The following is a 20,272-nucleotide window of genomic DNA, read 5'->3' as shown; positions in this document are numbered from 1 at the left end:
TCAGGACATTGCCCGGACGGACGGGCGGTGGGTCAAGCTGCGAAGATGCGCTTGAGTCGTTCCAACATCCGTACTTCGCCTTCCGCTGTCGGATCTACTGGTTCAAACTCCAGTTCAACGATGCCGCGATATTGATGCTTCGCGACCTGTCGTTGAATGGCGGCCCAGTCCAGCTGGCCAAGGCCGGGATCGACACGATCCGGTATGTCGGCGAACTGGATAAGTCCGATGTCCGCCGCGCAATCCGCCAAGGCGGCTGGCACATCATGGCCCATCATCGCGACGTGGCCGGTATCGAACAGCAGCCGCACGGACGGCGTCGCAACCGCGCGCACCATGGCGATCGCATCCTCCAGCCGGTCGATCAGCAGGCCCGGGATGCGCGCAGGCGCAATCGGTTCGACCAGCAGAACCAGGCCCCCGCGCACCGCGGCCTCGCCATGGCGCTTCAGATTTTCGGTCATCGCCACCAGCTGCGACTGGCGCGACCGTTCGGGGTCTAACCCGGCGACACAGACCGCCCCGGCACCGCCGAAGCGTTCAGCAAGGACACAGCTTGCCGCGACGCTTTCTTGAAGGGCTTCCCGGCCAACGTCATCCTGCGCGCTCCACAATGGCAGGTTCCAGTGCATCGGATCGCCGCCGAAACTGGAAAGATGAAGCCCACGCCGCGCCATCCGTTCCGCCATGGCAGCCTGCTGCATGGCCGGCCGCAGCTTCAGGAGCAGGTCCTGCACCCCGGCAAGGCCGTGATCGGCCAGCGCATCGATCTGATCCAGCGGATCGACCGAACGTCCAAGATGCGCGAGCAGCGGCCGATCAGGCGCACTAAGGCCCAGATGCCCCGCAAAGCGAAGGGTCGTACTCATCGCAGGATAGTCCCGGCAAAATCGATCAGCGCGCGGTTGAATGCTTCTGGTTGCTCCTGCTGCACGAAATGCCCCGCATCGGGTAGGGCGATTATGTCCCGCAAACCCGGCACGCGGGCGCGCAGCCGTTTCTCCCAGTCATGAAAGAAACCGAAGGACGGGTCCTTGGCGCCATAGAGAAACAAGGTAGGCGTTCGGACATCATGATCGGCCCAGACTTTGCCTAGTCGCCAGTTGGCGTCGGCGGTGCGATAGCTGTTGAGCCCGCCGATGAAGCGCAGCATCGGTTCGGCATCGACATATTCCGCAACGAAGCGGTCAAACTCTTCCTGACTGAGCCATGGCCAGGGCAGCGGCGGCGCGGACGGCAGAACGTCAAGATAGCCGCTTCCGGTCGAAGATACCGTCTTCCAACTCCACAGGTCGCCTTTGGCAGAGAGCGCATAGAAGATGCGGGCGAGGAAATCCGCCGCGCGATCGGCCAGCTCTCGCTCAGCCGGGCCGACCTGCTGGAAATAGTGGAAATGGACGAAATGCTCGCGCGCCATCGCGGCGAAGCGTTCGCTGGGCAGCCGGTCGGGCGAGGACGCATCCAGCCGCGCGGACGCGTCGGCAGGCAAGCGCGGCGCACTGCCCAGCATGGCGCGGCCTGCAAGATCATAGTCATAGGGTATGGTGGCGATCAGGCCAGCGACGCGATCGGGCGCGCGCACAGCCATGTTCCAGGCATATTGAGCGCCGAAATCCTGACCGACGATCAACGCTTTGTCCGCATCATAATGGTTCAACAGCGCAGTCAGATAATCCTGCATGCTGTCGGCGGTATAAGCTGCCGGGTCAGTCGGGCGGTCGCTGCCACCATAGCCGAGGCTGTCTATTGCGACCGCCCGGTAGCCTGCCAATGCGAGCGGCGCCATCTGATGCCGCCAGGACCATGCAAGTCCGGGGAAACCATGGATCATCAGGACGAGCGGACCATCGCCCTGCTCCACCGCCCGAAGGCGGTAGCGGCCAACGTCGATCAGGCGCTCTTTCACAGACATGCATCTTCTTCCCCACAGGCGATGCGCCAGGCAAGGCCCGCTATTTCGCCCGCCCGCGCGCCGTGGATCGCGGCAGCATCGCTCGACGCGTTGCCGCTCATGGCGCGATGATAAACCCCCTGGCGGATACCGGCATTGCGAAACATCGCGAAAGCCAGCGCATAGCGCCATTGGGCAGGTTCGATGACGCCCGCCCCGCTGCGATCGGCATAGCGGCGCAAATAGTCCGCCTCCGACGGGATGCCCAGCGCCGGAAGGTCTGCATCCGACAGACCGCGATAGCCCTCCTTCGGCACACGCCAGGCCATGACATGCTGCGCCAGGTCGGCGAGCGGATGACCCAGCGTCGATAGCTCCCAATCAAGTACGGCGACGACGCGAGGCCTATCGTCCGCAAAGATCATATTATCGTTGCGAAAGTCGCCATGGACGATGCGGTTCGCCTCCAGCCCCGGATCATTGGCGGGCAACCAGTCAATGAGCTGCTCCATCGCCTCGATCCTGCGGGTTTCAGTGGCGCGATACTGCCGGGTCCAGCGAGCAACCTGCCGGGCAAAATAATTGCCGGGACGGCCATAGTCGGACAAGCCCACATTCGCCGGATCGATGCCATGCAGTGCGGCGAGCACCCGGTTCATCTCGTCATAGACGGCACCGCGCTCAGCAGGCGTCAGGTCGGGCAGGCGCGCGTCCCAAAAATTGCGGCCCTTCACATAGTCCATGACGAAAAAGGGCGTGCCAACGATGCCGTCATCCTCGCACAAGGCCAGCGGGCGGGCGACAGGGACAGCGCTGTCCTTGAGCGCGTCGGTCACGCGATATTCGCGCTCGATCGCGTGAGCGGACGGAAGCAGCACGCCATCGGGCTTGCGGCGCAGGACGAAGCGCGGCTGCCCATCCACAGACAGCAAATAGGTGGGGTTGGACTGGCCGCCTGCGAACTTCTCCGCGCTGATTTCTCCGTCCGCGCCCGACACATGATCGCGCAGCCAAGGCGCCAGCCGCGTCGTGTCGAGCGTGCGAACGTCAGTCATATTTGGCGAGTTCTAGGCGGCCGAGCTGATGACGGTGCACCTCGTCCGGGCCATCGGCGAACCGGATCTTGCGGGCGTGGGCATAGTAGCTGGCGAGGAAGAAATCCTGGCTGATGCCCGCCGCGCCATGGGCCTGCATCGCCCAGTCGATGACCTGGCAAGCCATGTTGGGCGCCGCGACCTTGATCATCGCGATGTCCGCCTTCGCCACCTTGTTGCCGACCGTGTCCATGCGGTGCGCGGCATGCAGCGTCAGCAGCCGCGCCTGATCGATCATAATGCGGCTGTTGGCGATGCGCTCGATAATCACGCCCTGTTCGGCGAGCGGCTTGCCAAAGGCGACGCGGGATTTCACCCGGCGGCACATGGCTTCGAGCGCGCGTTCGGCCATGCCGATCATGCGCATGCAATGATGGATGCGTCCCGGCCCCAACCGCGCCTGCGCAATCTCGAACCCGCGCCCTTCGCCGAGCAGCATGTTGGACGCGGGCACGCGGACATTTTCGAACAGGATTTCCATGTGCCCGTGCGGCGCGTCGTCATAGCCCAGCACCGTCATCGGCCGCAGCACGGTGATGCCGGGCGTGTCGCGCGGCACCAGGATCATCGACTGCTGCTTGTGTTTGGGCGCGGATGGATCGGTCTTGCCCATGAAGATCATGAGCGCGCAATCCGCCTCGCCCATACCGGAAATCCACCATTTGCGGCCGTTGATGACATAGTCATCGCCGTCGCGGACGATCGAGCTTTCGATATTGGTCGCATCCGAAGAAGCGACCTGCGGCTCGGTCATCGCGAAGGCCGACCGCATCTCGCCCGCCAGCATGGGCTTTAGCCAGCGTTCCTTATGCTCCTCCGTGCCGAAGCGTTCGAGCGTTTCCATATTGCCGGTATCGGGCGCGGCGCAGTTGAAGACGGCGGGGCACCAGTGAACGCGGCCCATTTCCTCGCACAGCGGCGCATATTCCAGGTTGGTGAGCCCCGCGCCATGGGTGCTTTCGGGCAGAAACAGGTTCCACAGCCCCGCTTCCTTCGCCAGCGGCTTCAGGTCGTCGATCAGCGTGACATGCGCCCAGCGGTCGCCGGTCGCCACCTCCTCATAATAGGCTTTCTCATTGGGATAGATATGCGCGTCCATGAAGGCGCGCAGCCGGGCGAGCAGGTCGGCGGTCTTGGCGTTGGGTTCGTAGCTCATGCGTAAAAGCCCCTGCCCTCACGCGCATATTGCTCCAGCAGCGGCGCCGGGGTCCAATAGGCGTCGCCCTGCTCCGCGCGGAACGCCTCGATCCGGGCCAGCACCTTGTCGAGGCCGATCTGGTCCGCCCAGTGCATCGGTCCGCCAGTATAGCTGGGCCAGCCAAGCCCGTTCACCAGCGCCACATCGATTTCATGCGGGCGCGGCACGATACCTTCGCTCAGCAGCTTCGCGCCTTCATTGACCATGGCGTAGAGAAGCCGCTCGCGAATTTCGTCCTCGCCGATTTCGCGCAGGCAAAGCCCATGCCGCTCGGCATGGGCGGCGATCATCGCATCGGTTTGCGGATTGGGGCTGGCCTTGCGGTTCTCGTCATAGAGATACCAGCCGGAGCCTGTCTTTTGCCCCAGCCGTCCTTCGGCCACCATCTGCTCGACGAAGTTGGCGCGCAGTTCGCGCTCCGTCGCCGTCGCGGCGCGAGCCTTGCGCGCGGCGGCCTGCACGTCGAGCCCGGCAAGGTCGCCCAACGCGAACGGCCCCATCGGAAAGCCGTAGGACAGCAGCACCTTGTCGATGTCGGCGGGCTTGGCGCCTTCCTCCACCAGGAAGAAGCCCTCGCGCGACCGCTTGGACAGCATGCGGTTGACGATGAAGCCGTCGCACACGCCCGACAGGACCGGCAGCTTGCCGATGCGCTTGCCCAGCGCCATGATCGTTGCGACGACTTCGGGATCGGTCTTTGCCGCGCGAACATTTTCCAGCAGGCGCATGACATGGGCGGGGTTGAAGAAGTGCATGCCGCACACATCCTCGGCCCTGCCCGACGCCTCCGCCAGCGTGTCGATATTGAGGAAACTGGTGTTGGACGCCAGGATGGTGCCCGGCTGCGTCACTTCGCCCAGCTTGGCGAACACCGCCTTCTTGATGTCCAGATCCTCGGTCACCGCCTCGATGACCAGCTGCGTGGCGGAAAGGTCGCGCGGATCGTCGCTGGTGGTGATCAGCGCCATCCGCTTGTCCATCGCCTCTTGCGACATGCTGCCCTTGGCGACCGAGGAAGACCACATTTTCGTGATCGCCTTGATCGCAGCGGCAATATTATCCTCGTCGAGCCCCACCGCGACGACGGGGAGGCCAGCGCTTGCCAGCGCCATGACGATGCCCCGGCCCATGACGCCAAGGCCGATGACGCCCACCCGCTCGACGGAGCGCGTCTGAAAGTCCGCTGGCAGGCCGGGGATGCGCGCGACTTCACGCTCGGCCGCGAACATGTGGCGCAGCGCCTTCGACTGAGCGCCGTGCATACATTCGCGGAAGATCGCCAATTCCTGGCGAACTGCCTCGTCAAAGGGCAGCTCATAGCCAAGGCGCATCGCCTCCAGCGCGCGCAAAGGCGCGGTCTGCCCACGCATCTTCTTCGCCACCGTCTTGCGCGCTTCGTCGAACAGCGCCGGATCGTCCGCGGGCATGGGCAGGGTGGAGGAACTGCGCGGCCCCTTGCCCTCCGCCATCAGGCTCTCGGCAAAGGCCCGCGCCTCGGTCGCGAGATCGCCGCCCGTAGCGACAGCGTCGATGAGGTTCGACTTCAGCGCATCGTCGGTGCCGATCTGATTGCCCTCCGTCACGAGCTTGATCGCGGTCGCGAGGCCCGCAAGGCGCGGCGTACGCTGCGTGCCGCCGCCGCCGGGCATCAGGCCCAGCTTCACTTCGGGGAAGCCGAATTTCGTGCCCGGCGCGGCGATGCGGTAGTGGCAGGCAAGCGCGACTTCGAGGCCGCCGCCCAACACCGTGCCATGCACGGCGGCGATTATCGGCTTTGTCGAATGGTCCATCATTTCCATGACCAGCGGCAGGCCCGGATCGGCCATGGGCTTACCAAATTCCTTGATGTCCGCGCCCGCGATGAAGGTCTTGCCTTCGCAACGGATGACGAGCGCGTGAAGGGCCGGATCGGACTCCAGTTTGCGGATGGCTTCGGCCAAGCCTTGTCGGACGCTGGCGGAGGTGGCGTTGACGGGCGGGTTGTCGATGACCGCTTCGGCGATTGCACCGTGGGTGTGGAAACTCACTGTATCGGACATGGGGCGATTCCTGTTCAGGATGCGGGTGCGACGGTCAAAAGCACCTTGCCCTTGACCTTGCGCTTTTCGAGATGCTGGAGTGCGGCCACTGCGTCGGGCAGGGCGAAACGAGTATCGATGACGGGCTTCAAAGCGCCTTCCGCCAGCCAGCTGAGCAACTGGCGCATGTTCGCGCCCTGCGTCACCGGATCGGCGCGCACACTGTTGCCCCACAGGACGCCGACGGCCGACGCGCTTTTCAAGAGTAGTAGATTGGCAGGGATCGACGGAATGTCTCCGCCAGCGAAACCGATGACCAGCAGGCGGCCGCCCCAGGCGAGACTCTTGACCGCCGTCAGGTTCATCGGCCCGCCCACGGGATCATAGACGACGTCCACGCCCCTGCCGTCCGTCAGCGCCTTGATCCGTTCGCGCAAATCCTCCTGCGCATAGTCGATCAGTTCGTCCGCGCCCTGCGCCTTCGCCAGCGCGAGCTTGTCCGCGCTGGAGGCGGCGGCGATGACGCGCGCGCCCATGCGCTTCCCCAGTTCGACCGCGGTAAGGCCCACGCCGCCGCCCGCGCCTAGCACCAGCAGCGTTTCGCCGGGCTTCAACTGCGCGCGGTCCTTCAGCGCATGATAGGATGTGCCATAGGTGATGGCGATGCCCGCCGCGACTTCCAGATCGACGCCATCGGGCACGGGCCATACCTGCGTCGCAGGCACGCGCACCTTCTCGGCAAAGGCGCCGCTGCCGGTAAAGGCGATGACGCGGTCCCCGACAGCGAAGCCTGTCACATCAGGTCCAACGGCGGCGATGCGCCCCGCCGCTTCACTGCCGGGAACGAACGGTAGGGCTGGCTTGGTCTGATATTTGCCCTGCACGATCAGCACGTCGGGATAGTTGACGCCGGCCGCGACGACATCAATCACCACTTCCCCCGGCCCTGCTTGAGGCTCGGGAAAATCGCCATGTTGCAACTCTTCAACCGGCGCGAACGCGGTGCAGATCATGGCTTTCACATCACTCTCCTTGAACACACCTACCGGGCGTGCCTGACATGATTAGGCCTTCAGAAGCGCTGCTACCATTTCGTATTTCCAACGCATGACATCAGAAAAACTGATGCATCAGCGGCAGGAGGAACTAATTTGCTGATCCGCCAGTCTGTTCGCCCCACTGCCGGGCAAATTGGTGAAAGGCCCGGCACGCCTGCGGCTGCTGCGTGTCGCGGCGGCTCACCAGGCTGACGATGCGCGTGAAGTTCAGTTCTGGGACGGGCAATTCGACCAGTTCTCCGCGCGCCAGTTCATCCGCGACCGTCAGGCTGGACAGGCAGGCGAGCACTCCCCCGTCGCGGACGATGCGCTTGATCGCCTCGACGCTTTCCCCTTCAAAGACGATGTTGAGCGAGTTCATGGACTTGAGCGTCTCGACGGTGAAGGAAATACGCTCGCTTGAGAGCGTTTTTTCAAGAGCCCATGGCTGGTTCGCAAGATCCGCAAGCGGCACCTTGGCACGGCTGGCGAGGGGGTGGTCCGGGGCGGCGCACACCACCAGCCGGTCGCGCAGCCAGGGTTCGGCCTCCAGATAGCTGCTGTTGACGGGAGCGCCGACAAAGCCGACGTCCAGCGCCATGTTGCGCACGCCTTCCATCACTTCGTGCGACGGCATGATGCGCATTTCGACGCGCACGCCGGGATGCAGGCGCATGAAGGCGGCGCACAGGGCGGGCAGCACATAATCGCCCACCGGGACCGCCGCGCCGATGCGCAGTCGCCCGCGCACCTCCTCGGGCAGGGAAAGCGACTCCAGATCGGCGACCTGCACCAAAATGCCGCGCGCCATTTCCAGCATGGGGCGCCCCCGATCGGTCAGCAGCATGCGGCGACCCGACCGGGCGAATAGCTGCACGCCCAGATGCGTTTCCAGATCCTTCAGCGACATGCTGGCCGCCGAAGGACTAAGGCCGATTTCCTCCGCCGCACCCGCAACGCTGCCGGTGCGAGCGACGGCTTCGAATACCGCGATCTGGCGCAATGTTATCCTCACAGGCTCCTAGCGCAACTCGCCTCGGTGCATCGCCTCGGCCCGCGCTTTGAGCGCCTTGGCGCTGTCGTTGAACGCCCGCGTCACCCACTCACCGCAAAAACGCATCACATGGATGCCATTCGGCCCTGTAAAGGCATCGGTCGATTGGTAACGGCATTTTTCCGGCCCCAATTCCTCGATGATCTGGTCACGACGGGCCGGATAGGGCCAGGCTTCATTGTCGGGCAGTTCCCAGGACAGCAGGCGGCCTGGTTCAAACGCGCAGACATATTCGCAATTGGGCGCAAGCGTGCCGGGATTGGCGTAGTTGACGAGCCGCATATAGACGGGCGCACCCATTTCGAGCGTGGATTGCGCCCACACGCAAAAGGGGTTCCATTCGCCATAACGCGGCATGTCGGTCAGGATGTCCCAGATGACCATGGCAGGCGCGTTGATCTCGATCGGATCGGACGCCACCAGTGTTTCGGGATCATAGATGGCAAACGGGTCAAACCGCTCCGCGACCTGATTTGCTACAGACATCCTCTTCTCCTTGAGTCTAATGGATCGGCGGCCGCAAGGGGCGGCCCCGGACTATAAAGGCAGGCATGACGACGCGGATAATCGCCCATCACCCTATTCCTCTTGCCGTTTGCGTAGACAATAGCAGGCCGAAACAGCGGGTCAATGTCTTGTGGCCCACCAGAACAGGCTTGACCTGCGTATCATATTGACCAATTCAGCACGCAAGACGTCACACGCGCTCATGCGACCCCGCTGTTTCGCCGAGTCTCGCCGTGCTGACATTCAGAAGCAGACAAGACGCGTGGGCGATGCGCGCGGGAGAGATCATGGCTGACACATACGACTTCATCATCGCAGGAGGAGGGTCAGCGGGGTGCGTCCTTGCCGGGCGACTGTCGGAAAATCCGCGCAACCGCGTGCTGCTGCTTGAGGCGGGCGGCAAGGATAACAGCGTCTTCATCCATGCGCCGGGCGGGCTTTTGCCCATCATGTACCGGGGCATGTTCCAATGGATGCATGTCAGCGTGCCGCAGACCCATGCCGGCGGGCGACAGATGTATACGCCGCGCGGCAAGGTGCTTGGCGGATCATCCTCGATCAACGGCATGGTCTATGATCGCGGCGCAGCCGCCGACTATGATGGTTGGCGTCAGCTTGGCAACGAGGGGTGGAGCTATGACGATGTGCTCCCCTATTTCAAGAAGCTGGAGGATTTCCAGCCGGGCGGCGAGGAAGCCTATCATGGACGCGGCGGCCCGGTGGTCGTTACCCGGCCCGGCATCCACAATCCACTGGCAAAGGCTTTCCGCGACGCGGCGGTCGCTGCGGGCGTCCCCTATAATGACGACCCCAGCGGTTCGCAGCGGGAGGGCGTGGTGCCCGCCGATGTCACCGCCTCGGCCGGCTACCGCTGGAGCGCCGCGCGCGCCTATCTGAAACCCGCGCTGCGCCGTCCGAACTTGCGCGTCATCACCGGCGCCCATGTCGAGCGGGTCATTGTGGAGGAAGGCCGCGCGACCGGCATCATCTGGCGGCGCGCTGGACAGCTTGAACAGGCCAGCGCGTCACGCGAAGTGATCCTGTCGGCAGGTTCTATCCATTCGCCCTGGATCCTCATGCTATCCGGCATCGGCGATGGCGATCATCTGCGCGGGGTCGGCGCGCCGGTCGTCCATCACCTGCCGGGCGTGGGGCAGAACTACCGCGACCATGTGGCGGTCAGCGTCAAACAATATTGCACGCAGCCCGTATCGCTCTTCAACGTCTTCCACCCGCTGGTCGCGGCCAAGGCGGTCGCGAACTTCCTCCTGTTCCGCAAGGGGCCGCTCGCAAGCCCGCCTGCCGAGATCGGCGCCTATCTAAAGACCATGCCCGGCGCGGAACATCCCGATGTAAAAGTGCATTTCGCCATGGCCCTGTATGAAGCGATGGGGCGCAAGCTCATCATGGAGCATGGCTATTTCGCGCATATCGACCTGTTGAACCCGGAAAGCGTGGGCGAGATCAAGCTGACTGGTCCCGACGCGTCTGCGCCCCTGTCGATCGATCCCAACATCCTGTCGACCGGCAACGACATGGCGATGGGCCGCGCCGCGATCCGGGCCGTGCGCAGCATCTTCGCGCAGAGCCCCTTCGATCCCTTCCGTGGCGAAGAACTCGCGCCCGGCGCCAGCATCCAGTCCGATGACGAGCTGGACGCCTATCTTCGGGAGACCGCTATTTCTGACATCCACGCCGTCGGCACCTGCCGTATGGGACATGACCCGATGGCGGTCGTCGATCCCCAATTGCGGGTCCACGGCGTCGCCGGACTGCGTGTCGTTGACGCCTCCGTCATGCCGCGCGTGCCGGGGGGGAACACCAATGTCCCGACCATGATGGTGGCGGAAAAGGCCGCCGACTTCATTTTAAAGGCCTGACAAGCCATAAAAAAGGAGATGTCGATGTCTGAGATGCGTTTCGACGACAAGGTCGCAATTGTAACGGGCGCGGGAGGAGGACTGGGCAAAGCCTATGCCAAATTGCTCGCCGCGCGTGGTGCGAAGGTGCTCGTCAACGACTTGGGTGGCAACTTCCAGGGCGAAGGCAAGGATAGCGGCTATGCCGAATCTGCGGCGCGCGAAATCCGCGACGCTGGCGGCATGGCCGAAGCCAATGGCGATACGGTAGCAACGCCAGCAGGCGCTGCGGCAATCGTTGGCGACGCCGTAAAACGCTGGGGACGGGTCGATATATTGGTCAACAACGCCGGCATTGTCAGCGCTTCGGGCACGCTTGCCACGGTCACGGATGAACAATGGGACAATGATATGGCGGTGTCGGCCAGCGGCACCTTCTACCTTTGCCGGGCGGTATGGGACGGCATGCTGGAACGGAATTTCGGGCGGATTGTGAACATATCGTCCGGATCCTGGTTCGGCATGGGGAGCGCGGTGCCCTACCCGGCGGCCAAGGGCGCGGTATGGGCGATGACACGCGGGCTCGCCTCAGCGACCCGCGCCCAGGGCAAGGACGTGAAAATCAACGCGATCATGCCGATCGCGGGAAGCCGCATGACCCAGCTCATGGGGCCTGAAATTCACGGCCTCATGGAACGCGATTTCCCCGCCCGCGCCGTTGCCCCGGTCGTCGCGATGCTCGCGCATGACAGCACGCCCTGCAATGGGGAGATGTTCACGGCGGGCGGCGGTGGCTATACGCGTGTGTTCGCAGGCGTCACCCAGGGCTATCGCGCCACCGACAAGGACTGGACGCCAGAAACCGCCCTTGCACAATTCGACCAGGTGATGGACACGACCGGCTTCCACATCCCCGAAGGATCGATGGACGAAGCTGCCCTCTACACGTCGGATGTGCCATGGGAAGCGTTCAAGGCTTTCATCAAATAAGTCAGTTCAACAAGGAAAGCAGGTAAAATGACCGGAAGGTTGCAGGACAAGGTCGCCATCATCACTGGTGGCGCGCGCGGCATGGGTGAGGCGACGGTGCGCCTGTTCGCCCGCGAAGGCGCAAAGGTCGTCATCGCCGATGTGCTGGAGGCGGAAGGCCAGGCACTGGCTGCGGATATTGGCGATGCCGCGATGTTCCAGCGGCTCGACGTGTCGGACGAAGGCAGCTGGTCCGCGCTGGTCGATGCGGTCATCGCCCGCCATGGCCGGATCGATGCGCTGGTCAACAATGCGGCCGTCGTGGCTTTCGGCCCGATCACAGAGCTTAGCGTCGCAGACATCGACCGCGTTCTTGGCATCAACGTCAAGGGCACGATGCTGGGGATCAAGCATGTCGGGGCGAAGATGTGCGCCGCCGGACGCGGGGCCATCGTCAACATATCGTCGGTAGACGGCCTTCGCGGCGTTAACTCGGTGTCCCTCTACAGCAGCTCCAAATGGGCGGTGCGCGGCTTTACCAAAAGCGCGGCGCTGGAATTTGGCCATCAGGGCGTGCGCGTCAATTCGGTGCATCCGGGCGGCGTCAACACGGCGATGGGCAACCCGCAGGCGCTGGAAGGCGATGCGAAGAATTACGGCTATGAACGCGTACCATTGCAGCGGATCGGCGAGCCCGAGGAAATCGCCGCCGCCAGCCTCTTCCTCTGCTCGGACGAGGCCAGCTACATCTGCGGCGCTGAACTTGCGGTCGATGGCGGTTGGACGGCCGGCTATTACCACCATTATCTGCCCGCTGCGCCCGCATCGCTGACATCGATCTGACCCCTTCCCTTTCGGAGAAGCATGAACATGACTGAAGAAGAAAAGGTCTTTTCCGGCGGCGTCGCCGTCATCACCGGCGCGGGCGCGGGGATCGGCATGGGCTTTGCCCGCCGCTGCGGCCAGATCGGCATGACCGTTGTCGTCACCGACATCGACAAGGGCCGGGCCGACAAGGTCGCCGCCGAAATCATCGCGGCTGGCGGCAAGGCGGAGGCCATCCAGCTTGACGTGTCCAAGCCCGAAGCGCTCGATGCACTGGCGCAGGACGTGTTCGACCGCCATGGCGCGGTTCGCCTGCTGATCAACAATGCCGGCATCGAAACCATCGGCAATGTGTGGGAAATTCCCACCGCGCGCTGGGAAACGACGCTCAACGTCAACATCCACGGCGTCGTGCACGGCGTGCGCGCCTTCGTGCCCCACATGCTGCGCGTCGGCCAGGAAGCGTGGATCGCCAATCTGGCGTCCATCGGCTCCTTCGGCCAGATGCCGACGCAGACCGCCTACATCATGAGCAAGCACGCGATCCAGTCGTTCAGCGAATGCCTCTATCTGGAGATGCAGGTCGCCAAGGCGCCGATCAACGTCTGCTCGATCATTCCGGGCATGCTGAAAACCAGCATCTTCGACGCCGATGCTGGCGTGGGCGAACCCGAAAGCGCCGCTGGTCACCGCGCAACCATGGCGCATATGATGGCCAATTACGGCATGGACCTGGACGAAGGCTGCCGCGTCTTCGTCGAAGGTCTCGCCGCCCGCAAATTCTGGATCTCCAGCCAGCCGGAAATGACGGAACAGGCAGTCGCGGGCCGTATCGCCTTTTTCCAGGACCAGAGTAATCCGGAACTGGGCGAACAACAGCGCGCGTTGCTGGGCATATGATCAGAAGGGTAGGCGGGTCCGGCCCCGCCTACCCCTAAGCCGAGCTTTCGGCACTTTTTCCGCCCTTTCGCATCGGCGCGCCACCGCTCTTTCAAGTAGAGGGGCAATGTCTCTAGAACACCCGTAGATAGGCGAGCCGTCGGATCGCGGATTTGAGGTAGGAGAAGCGGGATGAAGACTCACGCAATCGTGACCGGTGCGGCAGGCGTGCTGGGGCAGGCCGTGACCCAGGCGCTGGTCGCTGCCGGATATAGGGTGACGGGCATCGACCGCGCCGCCGATGCAGGTTCAACCGGACCAAACGCCTATCTGGGCGGCGTCGATCTGTCCGATCCCGCCGCTGCGGCCAAGGCGATCGATCAAGCGATCGGCGCGAACGGACCTGTCGTGGCGCTCGTCAATGTCGCAGGCACTTTCCGCTGGGAAACCGTCGCGGACGGCGATGTCGCCACCTGGGCCACAATGTTCGACATCAACTTGCGCACTGCGGTAAATGCCGTGCGAGCGGCCCTGCCCTCCCTGCGCGAAGGCGGCGGCGCAATTGTCAGCATAGGCGCAGCCTCAGCGGTCAAGGCTGCCGCCGGGATGGGCGCCTATGCCGCAAGCAAGGCCGGGATCGCAAAGCTCACCGAAGCCCTGGCCGACGAGGAAAAGGACAATGGAGTGCGCGTCAACGCCGTCCTCCCTTCGATCATCGACACGCCCGCCAACCGTTCCGACATGGCGGGGGCCGATTTCAGCCGCTGGGTGTCCCCCGCACAGGTCGCAAGCGTCATCGCGTTCCTGCTTTCGGACAGCGCCGCAGCCGTTACGGGTGCGTGCATCCCAGTGACCGGTCGCTGCTGATCTTTGCGACCGGCGCCAGCTTGTGTACTGATGGCAAACAAAACGCCACACGGCTGCATTTTAAAATCGCGACCTACCTACGCAAGAAGTTGACATTATGGCAGGGAAGGTCACAGTTCGCGTGAAGTTTGCGGGAGAGGAACGGCGCAATATCGACATCCGTCGGCAAGCCCGCCCATCCGCGTCAATATCGGAACCGGAATGGGGCAGTAATGAGCAATTGGGATAAGGAAGTCGATATTCTGGTTGTCGGATCGGGCGCGGGCGGTCTGCTCGCCGGTCTGGTCGGCGCGCATAATCGCGCGGATGTGCTTATCGTCGAAAAGGCGGAACTATGGGGCGGCACATCGGCCACCTCGGGCGGCGGCATCTGGATTCCGGGCAGCGACGTCGCCAGGGCCGCGGGCTTTGAGGATAATCTGGACGACGCCTTCACCTATCTGCGCGGCCTGTCCGCCGACAATGTACCCGATGAAAATATCCGCGCCTATGTCGATAACGCAGCGCCCATGCTGCGATGGGTGATGGCGAACACGCCCGTTCAATTTATGGCCTTCCCCTATCCCGACTATCACGCGGAAAATCCTGGCGGATCGCCACAAGGATACCGCACGCACCTGCCGCTGCCGATCAACGGGAAGCCATTGGGCAACGAGATCCGCAGCCTGCGGTTCGCCTCACCCGCGGCCAGCCTGTTCGGCTATCTCAACTGGCATTTCAGCGAGACGAGCGAACTGCTCTACCGCAGCAAGGGCTGGATCAAGAATCTGGTCGTCAACATGTCGCGCTACTGGCTGGACCTTCCTTTCCGCCTGACCTCGCGCAAGGATCGTCGCCTGACGCTGGGCAACGCGTTGACCGGCGGTCTGCGCATGGCGCTCGACAAGCAAGATGTGCCGCTGTGGCTGAAGACACCCCTCATCGACCTGGTTCGTGAAGGCAGCCGCGTGACCGGAGCCGTGGTTGAAAAGGATGGCAAGCCCTACCGCATCGGCGTCCGCAAGGGCGTCGTGCTGGCGGCGGGCGGGTTCGACAAGAACCAGACGATGCGCAACGCCAATGCGCCGCTCTACCCCACCGCTCAATATTCAGGCGGCGTGACGAGCAATACCGGCGACAGCATCCGCGCGGGCGAGGCGATCGGCGCTCGCACGCTGAACCTGCAATCCGCCTGGGCCGCTCCGGTTTTCTACGTGCCTGGCGAGGATCGCGGCCGCCTTTGCACCATCGAACGCGCGCTGCCCGGCTGCATCATGGTGAACCAGAGCGGCAAGCGTTATCTGAATGAGGCCGCTTCCTATCATATCGTCGGTCAGCAGATGGCGCGGCGCGATGCCGAACATAATGACGCGAACCCCAGCTGGATGATCTTTGACCAGGAATATCGCCACAAATTCCCGATGGGGCCGCTCTATCCGCTGATGCCGACTTTCCTTCACAGCAAAGGCGTGCGCAGCATTTTGAAAAAGGGTCGTTCGATCGAGGAACTCGCCGGGCAGATCGGCGTCGATCCCGCGACGCTGTCCGCAACGATGACACGATTCAACACCCATGCCGCGAAGGGCGAGGACCCCGAATTCCATCGCGGCGAGGCAGCCTATGACAAGATGTATGGCGATTTCCGCCACGGGCCGAACCCGTGCCTGCGTCCGATCGACAAGGGGCCGTTCTACGCCATCCCCATCTATCCGGGGGACATCGGCACCAATGGCGGTCTGCTGACAAATGCAAAGGCACAGGTTCTGGACGATGCGGGCGAACCGATAGTCGGGCTGTACGCGGTGGGCAACAATGCCGCTTCGGCAATGGGCGAAAGCTACCCCGGCGCGGGCGTGACCATTGGCCCGGCCATGACGTCGGCCTATGTCGCGGCACGGCACATGACCGGCAGCAACGCGTGAAAGAGGCGAACCGGCGGCAGGTACTTCGATTTTTCGAAGGACTGACCGCCGGTGCCTTCCCGGTCGATCTGTTCGCGCCGGAATTGCAATGCTGGACGACCGCTTCGGGGAACATGGATACGAACCTCTACCGCTCCGTCCCCCGGATGCTGAAATCCGTCTTTCCCGATGGCCTCACCTTTCGCATCGACTCCATCATTGCAGACGATGACCGCGTGGCGGCGGAAGTCCGATCCCAAGGCGTTTACGGCGGTGGGCAGCCATATTCGAACAATTATGTGTTCATATTCGGTTTCATGGAAGGAAGGATCTCGTCAGTCGCCGAGCATCTCAATCCACTGCGCGTGCCCGAAACGCTGGCCGCGCGCATGATCGAAGGGCTTTCGGGGTGACTGGTCATGATCTGGCTGGAGACTTCCGCCCTTATGATCCGCATCACCGTTTCCGACATGCTTCGAATTAATGCAGGCAGTTGCTCAGCTCAGATCTATTTCGCACCAACCCGGTCGCCGATCATCGAACAGTTCCACGGTTGGTGGTGAGAAATCGGGGTCGGCGAATGCGCCCACGGGGATCGAAATTGTACCCGGTCGCATCTCGACATGATAGAATAGCGTCGATCCGCATGACGGACAGAAATGATAGACATTGGTACGGCCGCTGTCCGTCTTTCTGGAAAAGCTGTGATAGGCCCCCGCAATCTGCACCATATCTTCAGGAAAACTGGCGTTCCACGCAAAAGCGCTACCCGTTCGTCTTTTGCAACTGAGACAGTGGCAAATAGATACGCGCGTCGGCAAGCCACTGCACATTGCACGGAGATGCCCGCAATTGCACTGGGCCAACATCCCTATTCTCCCCGATACTTCATTTCTTCAAAACTTGCGTTGAACGCACTCAGCGCAACCCCTTGGCCAGCCGCCGCGAATCGTCCGTAACCACCCGTCGCCACTCAATCCGCACCAGATCCGTGCCAATCTCCGCCTCCAGAAACAACCGGTCGCCGGAAAAGGCAAAGCGGCGCGCCTGATCGGAACCGATCCAGTCGGGATACCATGCTCCATCGACATGGTGCGTGATGACGCCCGCAGCGGCATCGATCGAAAAGCGACCGAAATAGCCACTATAGCCCCGCATGGATTGGCCAAGCTCTTCGTCGCTCACCTGATATACGCTGGGCTTGCCGAACAGCGGCCGATCCGTCCGCATAAGATGACAACTCATATGACCATCGGCGCTGTACATGATCTGGCCGATGGCGTCCGTACCGAACGGGTGATCCTTGGTGCCATCACTATGGAAGGTCGTCCACAGGACCAGCTGCCATCCACCGACCAGAGCCGCGAGAGCTTGTGCATCCGACATGGCCGGCGGGGCCAGCATTGGAGGCAATCCGGTCATGCCCTTGTTCCTTCCCGCAAACATAATGCCATCGTGGCCGCGCGATCGCCAGCCGCCAGCGCACCTGATTTCGCCGGGCCTGAAAAGAAAAAGGGCCAGGTTTCCCCGGCCCCTTCCCTGTCATTCTCCGCCGAAGCGATATTTCAACCGCAGACCGTACATGCGGGGTTCGCCGTAGAGGGTCGATTGATACAGCAGCCCACCGCCCTGGAAGACGTTGGTGTTGCTGATCCGATAGAGCTTGTTGGTCGCGTTGGTGACGAACAGGCCAACATCGAAGCCACTGCGCGCAACATCGTTCCAGTCGAGCGACATGTTGAGCAGACCAAACGCTTCCAGATAAGCGCCCGGCTGCACCGAGGGCACATTGCCTGGATCGGTATACTGACGCGAGGTATGCGAATAGTTCACGAAGAAGTTCAGCTTACCCATATCATCGCCAACCGGCACCGTCGCATTGGCATGAATGCTCCAGATATAGGGCGAAACATACTGGAAGGGCAGGCAGCTTAGATCCACCGTCCCCCCGGGCGCCACACCGCCGTTGCAGCCGAGGCCTCCGGTGTTGGTCGTAAACTCATAAGTCTTGTACTTCGCGTCGGTGTGGCTGAAGTTGCCGCCGATCTCCAGCCCCTGGAAGGGCTGCATCGAAGCTTCGACTTCGACACCTTTGATCCGCGCGTCCGCGTTACGGACGACCGCACCACCAGCGCCCGATCCCGGATTAAAGTCGGCCCCGGCCCGCTGGATGTCCTTGTAATCCAGCAAATAGGCGCTGGTATTCAGGCGGAACGGCACATCGGCAATGCGGAAGTCAGCTTTGAAACCAGCTTCATAGGATGTGACCGTTTCCGGCTCGAAGGTGCGGGTATTGGTGAATACGGCCTGCTGATTGAAGCCGCCCGCCTTATACCCGCGGCTGACCTTGCCAAACAGCAGCACGTCGCGCGTCACCTTGTAGTCGAGGCCGATCAGCCAGGTCGAAGCCTTGCTGTTCAGTTCAGCCGTATAGTTGCAGTCTGCCACTGCGGTCGCGATGGGTACTGACAGGCCTGTCGATGAACAAGTCGCAGTGGTCCCATCTGCATTGGGCAAGAAAGCCGTGGAGTAACCGCGGACCTTATCCCAGGTGTGACGATAGCCACCGGTCAGACGCAGGCTCTCCAGAGCAGGTGATACCGCCCCGAAGTCAAACGTCGCCTGAGCATAGAGCGCCTTGGACGTCTGGGTCGTGCCATAGGTGCTGTAGTTGCCGGGGCATGAGACGTCGCCCCCGGGCAAGGGCACGGGGTTATCGAGGTCCGACCCCGTGGCGAATGCCGGGCAGTAAACGATCGCGCTGCCGGCCTGCGTGCCGCTTGGCCGCTGGTCATAATAGAAGCCGCCAACGGTGTAGGTCAGTTGCTTGTCCAGCGTGGAACCCTGCAACTGCAATTCTTCCGTGAACTGCTTCAGATCATCGCGCGGGAAGCCCGGATCATTCTCGTTGAAATAGGTGAGCGGAATGTTCGTGCCGGGGAGCACGACCTGGCCCGGCGCGGGCAGACGATTGGGATCGACGTCATGCTGCTGCAGGACGGTGCCATCGCTGTCATAGGCATAATCCAGCTCCAGCTTCTGGAAGCTGACGATGTTGCGCAGCGTCAGTTCGTCGCTCAGCTCGAAATCGGTCGTGTTGGTGACGCCCCAGGTCTTGGTGCGCGAGAAGATATCGACGCCGAGCGCGGTCTGCCGGGGGCCAAGTGCGTCTGCTCGAGCCGTAGCGGCACGATAGACATCACATGAAAACGGGCCGATTGCTGCAACCGGGGCGTTCGCGCACAGTCCCAATTGGGCCAGGCCACCAGCGCCATCGATGTTGTAACCCTTATGCACAAAGCCCGCACCATTGTTGCTCGACTTCGCACCATAGATCATCGTGTAATTTTCGATGGTCTCGGTGGGTTTGAAGGTAATGCCGATGCGGCCCGAATACCAATGCTCGTCGTCGCGATCCTTGTTCCACACGACATCGCGCGTATAACCGTCGCGGTCATGGAATGCGCCGACGACGCGAACCAGCAGCTTGTCTTCGATGACCGGAATATTAACCGCGCCTTCGATATAACGGCGGTCATAATTGCCGATCTCGCCCTTGATCCAGCCGCCGAAATTGTTGGTTGGCTTCTTTGGCACCAGCAGAACCGCGCCGCCGGTCGTGTTCCGGCCGAAGAGCGTACCCTGCGGGCCGGACAGGACCTGCAGATTCTCAAGATCCACGAAGTTGCCAGGGCCACCCTGCTGGCTAAGCGTGATGCCCGCCGGCAAAGGGACTTCGTTCATGTAAACGACGACGCCCGGCGATGCCTGGAAAGTTGCGCCCTGACCGCGAATGGTGAAGGACTGTGCGTCACGCGAACCCTGGCCGTTGGGACCTACGACCAGCGACGGCACGCTCGCCTGCAGATCCTGCTCCTTGGCGATGCCCTGCTGCTCAAGCCGGTCGGGCGAGAAAGCGGTGATGGCGATCGGCACGTCCTGGTTGCGTTCCTGGCGGCGGTTGGCCGTGACGATGATGTCGGCGATGCCGCCATCCTGCGCTGCTGCCTGCGGCTGGGCTTCGGCCTGCGCCAGTGCCGCGGGCGCGAACAGATTAGCCGCGACACCGGCCATCATGCTGGTGGCGAGAAGCGGCAAACGCTGCCGTCGGCGAATTTCAGAAGACATTAGGACTCTCCCTGCACGTTGAGCTTGGCGTGCGGCATCGCTGCCGCCGCCGGAAAATCCTCTCCA

18 protein-coding genes are annotated in these 20,272 nt (G+C 62.7%); 7 read left to right on the top strand and 11 right to left on the bottom strand.

Features of this window, described 5'->3' with window-relative positions:
- Window positions 1-32: 32 nt before the first annotated feature.
- The 8 genes from B6S01_RS16380 to B6S01_RS16345 form a co-directional block, all read right to left on the bottom strand.
- On the bottom strand, window positions 33-869 hold the full coding sequence (locus B6S01_RS16380; protein ID WP_037468021.1) for a sugar phosphate isomerase/epimerase family protein: 837 nt from the start codon (window positions 867-869) through the stop codon (window positions 33-35).
- On the bottom strand, window positions 866-1,912 hold the full coding sequence (locus B6S01_RS16375; protein WP_037468022.1) for an alpha/beta fold hydrolase: 1,047 nt from the start codon (window positions 1,910-1,912) through the stop codon (window positions 866-868). Before B6S01_RS16375 ends, B6S01_RS16380 begins: the two co-directional genes overlap by 4 nt.
- The gene (locus tag B6S01_RS16370) at window positions 1,903-2,946 is read right to left on the bottom strand and encodes a phosphotransferase family protein (protein WP_037468025.1); all 1,044 of its coding nucleotides are present in this window, start codon (window positions 2,944-2,946) and stop codon (window positions 1,903-1,905) included. The genes B6S01_RS16375 and B6S01_RS16370 overlap by 10 nt, the downstream gene beginning before the upstream one ends.
- Window positions 2,939-4,141, bottom strand: a complete 1,203-nt coding sequence (locus tag B6S01_RS16365; RefSeq protein WP_037468027.1) for an acyl-CoA dehydrogenase family protein — start codon at window positions 4,139-4,141, stop codon at window positions 2,939-2,941. Before B6S01_RS16365 ends, B6S01_RS16370 begins: the two co-directional genes overlap by 8 nt.
- Window positions 4,138-6,222, bottom strand: coding sequence for a 3-hydroxyacyl-CoA dehydrogenase NAD-binding domain-containing protein (locus B6S01_RS16360; protein WP_037468028.1), 2,085 nt, complete (start codon window positions 6,220-6,222; stop codon window positions 4,138-4,140). The genes B6S01_RS16365 and B6S01_RS16360 overlap by 4 nt, the downstream gene beginning before the upstream one ends.
- 14 nt (window positions 6,223-6,236) lie before the next feature.
- Window positions 6,237-7,223 carry an NADPH:quinone oxidoreductase family protein gene (locus tag B6S01_RS16355; RefSeq protein ID WP_037468285.1) on the bottom strand — a complete coding sequence of 329 codons (987 nt, stop codon included), beginning with the start codon at window positions 7,221-7,223 and terminating at the stop codon, window positions 6,237-6,239.
- Window positions 7,224-7,347: 124 nt separating this feature from the next.
- Complete coding sequence (locus tag B6S01_RS16350) at window positions 7,348-8,253, bottom strand: LysR substrate-binding domain-containing protein (protein WP_081570517.1); 906 nt, start codon at window positions 8,251-8,253, stop codon at window positions 7,348-7,350.
- 6 nt (window positions 8,254-8,259) lie between these two features.
- Window positions 8,260-8,778 carry an SRPBCC domain-containing protein gene (locus tag B6S01_RS16345; RefSeq protein WP_051908469.1) on the bottom strand — a complete coding sequence of 173 codons (519 nt, stop codon included), beginning with the start codon at window positions 8,776-8,778 and terminating at the stop codon, window positions 8,260-8,262.
- 308 nt (window positions 8,779-9,086) lie between these two features.
- On the opposite strand from B6S01_RS16345, the gene B6S01_RS16340 reads away from it, so the two are divergent.
- The 7 genes from B6S01_RS16340 (at window position 9,087) to B6S01_RS16310 (ending at window position 16,491) form a co-directional block, all read left to right on the top strand.
- Entirely contained in the window at window positions 9,087-10,679 is a 1,593-nt protein-coding gene (locus B6S01_RS16340) for a GMC family oxidoreductase (RefSeq protein ID WP_051908527.1), read from the top strand.
- 24 nt (window positions 10,680-10,703) lie between these two features.
- Window positions 10,704-11,648, top strand: coding sequence for an SDR family NAD(P)-dependent oxidoreductase (locus B6S01_RS16335; RefSeq protein WP_157704832.1), 945 nt, complete (start codon window positions 10,704-10,706; stop codon window positions 11,646-11,648).
- A gap of 27 nt (window positions 11,649-11,675) precedes the next feature.
- Window positions 11,676-12,470: an SDR family NAD(P)-dependent oxidoreductase gene (locus B6S01_RS16330; protein WP_037468032.1), complete on the top strand. Its 795-nt coding sequence runs from the start codon at window positions 11,676-11,678 to the stop codon at window positions 12,468-12,470.
- 27 nt (window positions 12,471-12,497) lie between these two features.
- A complete protein-coding gene (locus B6S01_RS16325) occupies window positions 12,498-13,352 on the top strand; it encodes an SDR family NAD(P)-dependent oxidoreductase (RefSeq protein WP_051908529.1) in 855 nt (284 codons plus the stop codon).
- Window positions 13,353-13,523: 171 nt separating this feature from the next.
- Complete coding sequence (locus tag B6S01_RS16320; protein ID WP_037468035.1) at window positions 13,524-14,198, top strand: SDR family NAD(P)-dependent oxidoreductase; 675 nt, start codon at window positions 13,524-13,526, stop codon at window positions 14,196-14,198.
- A gap of 212 nt (window positions 14,199-14,410) precedes the next feature.
- The gene (locus B6S01_RS16315) at window positions 14,411-16,099 is read left to right on the top strand and encodes an FAD-binding protein (protein ID WP_037468038.1); all 1,689 of its coding nucleotides are present in this window, start codon (window positions 14,411-14,413) and stop codon (window positions 16,097-16,099) included.
- On the top strand, window positions 16,096-16,491 hold the full coding sequence (locus tag B6S01_RS16310) for a nuclear transport factor 2 family protein (protein WP_051908473.1): 396 nt from the start codon (window positions 16,096-16,098) through the stop codon (window positions 16,489-16,491). The genes B6S01_RS16315 and B6S01_RS16310 overlap by 4 nt, the downstream gene beginning before the upstream one ends.
- A gap of 84 nt (window positions 16,492-16,575) precedes the next feature.
- Here the strand turns inward: B6S01_RS16310 and B6S01_RS16305 are convergent, their stop codons facing one another.
- The 3 genes from B6S01_RS16305 to B6S01_RS16295 form a co-directional block, all read right to left on the bottom strand.
- Window positions 16,576-16,911, bottom strand: coding sequence for a GFA family protein (locus B6S01_RS16305; protein ID WP_231568069.1), 336 nt, complete (start codon window positions 16,909-16,911; stop codon window positions 16,576-16,578).
- Window positions 16,912-16,996: 85 nt separating this feature from the next.
- Window positions 16,997-17,500: a lipocalin-like domain-containing protein gene (locus B6S01_RS16300; RefSeq protein WP_231568061.1), complete on the bottom strand. Its 504-nt coding sequence runs from the start codon at window positions 17,498-17,500 to the stop codon at window positions 16,997-16,999.
- 120 nt (window positions 17,501-17,620) lie between these two features.
- A complete protein-coding gene (locus B6S01_RS16295; RefSeq protein ID WP_037468042.1) occupies window positions 17,621-20,206 on the bottom strand; it encodes a TonB-dependent receptor in 2,586 nt (861 codons plus the stop codon).
- Window positions 20,207-20,272 lie beyond the last annotated feature (66 nt).

It is taken from the genome of Sphingobium herbicidovorans, from assembly GCF_002080435.1.
In the GTDB taxonomy this organism is placed as follows: domain Bacteria; phylum Pseudomonadota; class Alphaproteobacteria; order Sphingomonadales; family Sphingomonadaceae; genus Sphingobium; species Sphingobium herbicidovorans.
Note: the sequence above shows the minus strand (reverse complement) of the source record. Positions and strands in the feature narration are given on the sequence as shown.

What these genes read in the sequence shown, in the direction of transcription:
- B6S01_RS16380 (WP_037468021.1), bottom strand. Translation starts at nt 869, where the DNA reads ATGAGTACGACCCTTCGCTTTGCGGGGCATCTGGGCCTTAGTGCGCCT.
- B6S01_RS16375 (WP_037468022.1), bottom strand. Translation starts at nt 1,912, where the DNA reads ATGTCTGTGAAAGAGCGCCTGATCGACGTTGGCCGCTACCGCCTTCGG.
- B6S01_RS16370 (WP_037468025.1), bottom strand. Translation starts at nt 2,946, where the DNA reads ATGACTGACGTTCGCACGCTCGACACGACGCGGCTGGCGCCTTGGCTG.
- B6S01_RS16365 (WP_037468027.1), bottom strand. Translation starts at nt 4,141, where the DNA reads ATGAGCTACGAACCCAACGCCAAGACCGCCGACCTGCTCGCCCGGCTG.
- B6S01_RS16360 (WP_037468028.1), bottom strand. Translation starts at nt 6,222, where the DNA reads ATGTCCGATACAGTGAGTTTCCACACCCACGGTGCAATCGCCGAAGCG.
- B6S01_RS16345 (WP_051908469.1), bottom strand. Translation starts at nt 8,778, where the DNA reads ATGTCTGTAGCAAATCAGGTCGCGGAGCGGTTTGACCCGTTTGCCATC.
- B6S01_RS16340 (WP_051908527.1), top strand. Translation starts at nt 9,087, where the DNA reads ATGGCTGACACATACGACTTCATCATCGCAGGAGGAGGGTCAGCGGGG.
- B6S01_RS16335 (WP_157704832.1), top strand. Translation starts at nt 10,704, where the DNA reads ATGTCTGAGATGCGTTTCGACGACAAGGTCGCAATTGTAACGGGCGCG.
- B6S01_RS16330 (WP_037468032.1), top strand. Translation starts at nt 11,676, where the DNA reads ATGACCGGAAGGTTGCAGGACAAGGTCGCCATCATCACTGGTGGCGCG.
- B6S01_RS16325 (WP_051908529.1), top strand. Translation starts at nt 12,498, where the DNA reads ATGACTGAAGAAGAAAAGGTCTTTTCCGGCGGCGTCGCCGTCATCACC.
- B6S01_RS16320 (WP_037468035.1), top strand. Translation starts at nt 13,524, where the DNA reads ATGAAGACTCACGCAATCGTGACCGGTGCGGCAGGCGTGCTGGGGCAG.
- B6S01_RS16315 (WP_037468038.1), top strand. Translation starts at nt 14,411, where the DNA reads ATGAGCAATTGGGATAAGGAAGTCGATATTCTGGTTGTCGGATCGGGC.
- B6S01_RS16305 (WP_231568069.1), bottom strand. Translation starts at nt 16,911, where the DNA reads ATGTGCAGTGGCTTGCCGACGCGCGTATCTATTTGCCACTGTCTCAGT.
- B6S01_RS16300 (WP_231568061.1), bottom strand. Translation starts at nt 17,500, where the DNA reads ATGACCGGATTGCCTCCAATGCTGGCCCCGCCGGCCATGTCGGATGCA.
- B6S01_RS16295 (WP_037468042.1), bottom strand. Translation starts at nt 20,206, where the DNA reads ATGTCTTCTGAAATTCGCCGACGGCAGCGTTTGCCGCTTCTCGCCACC.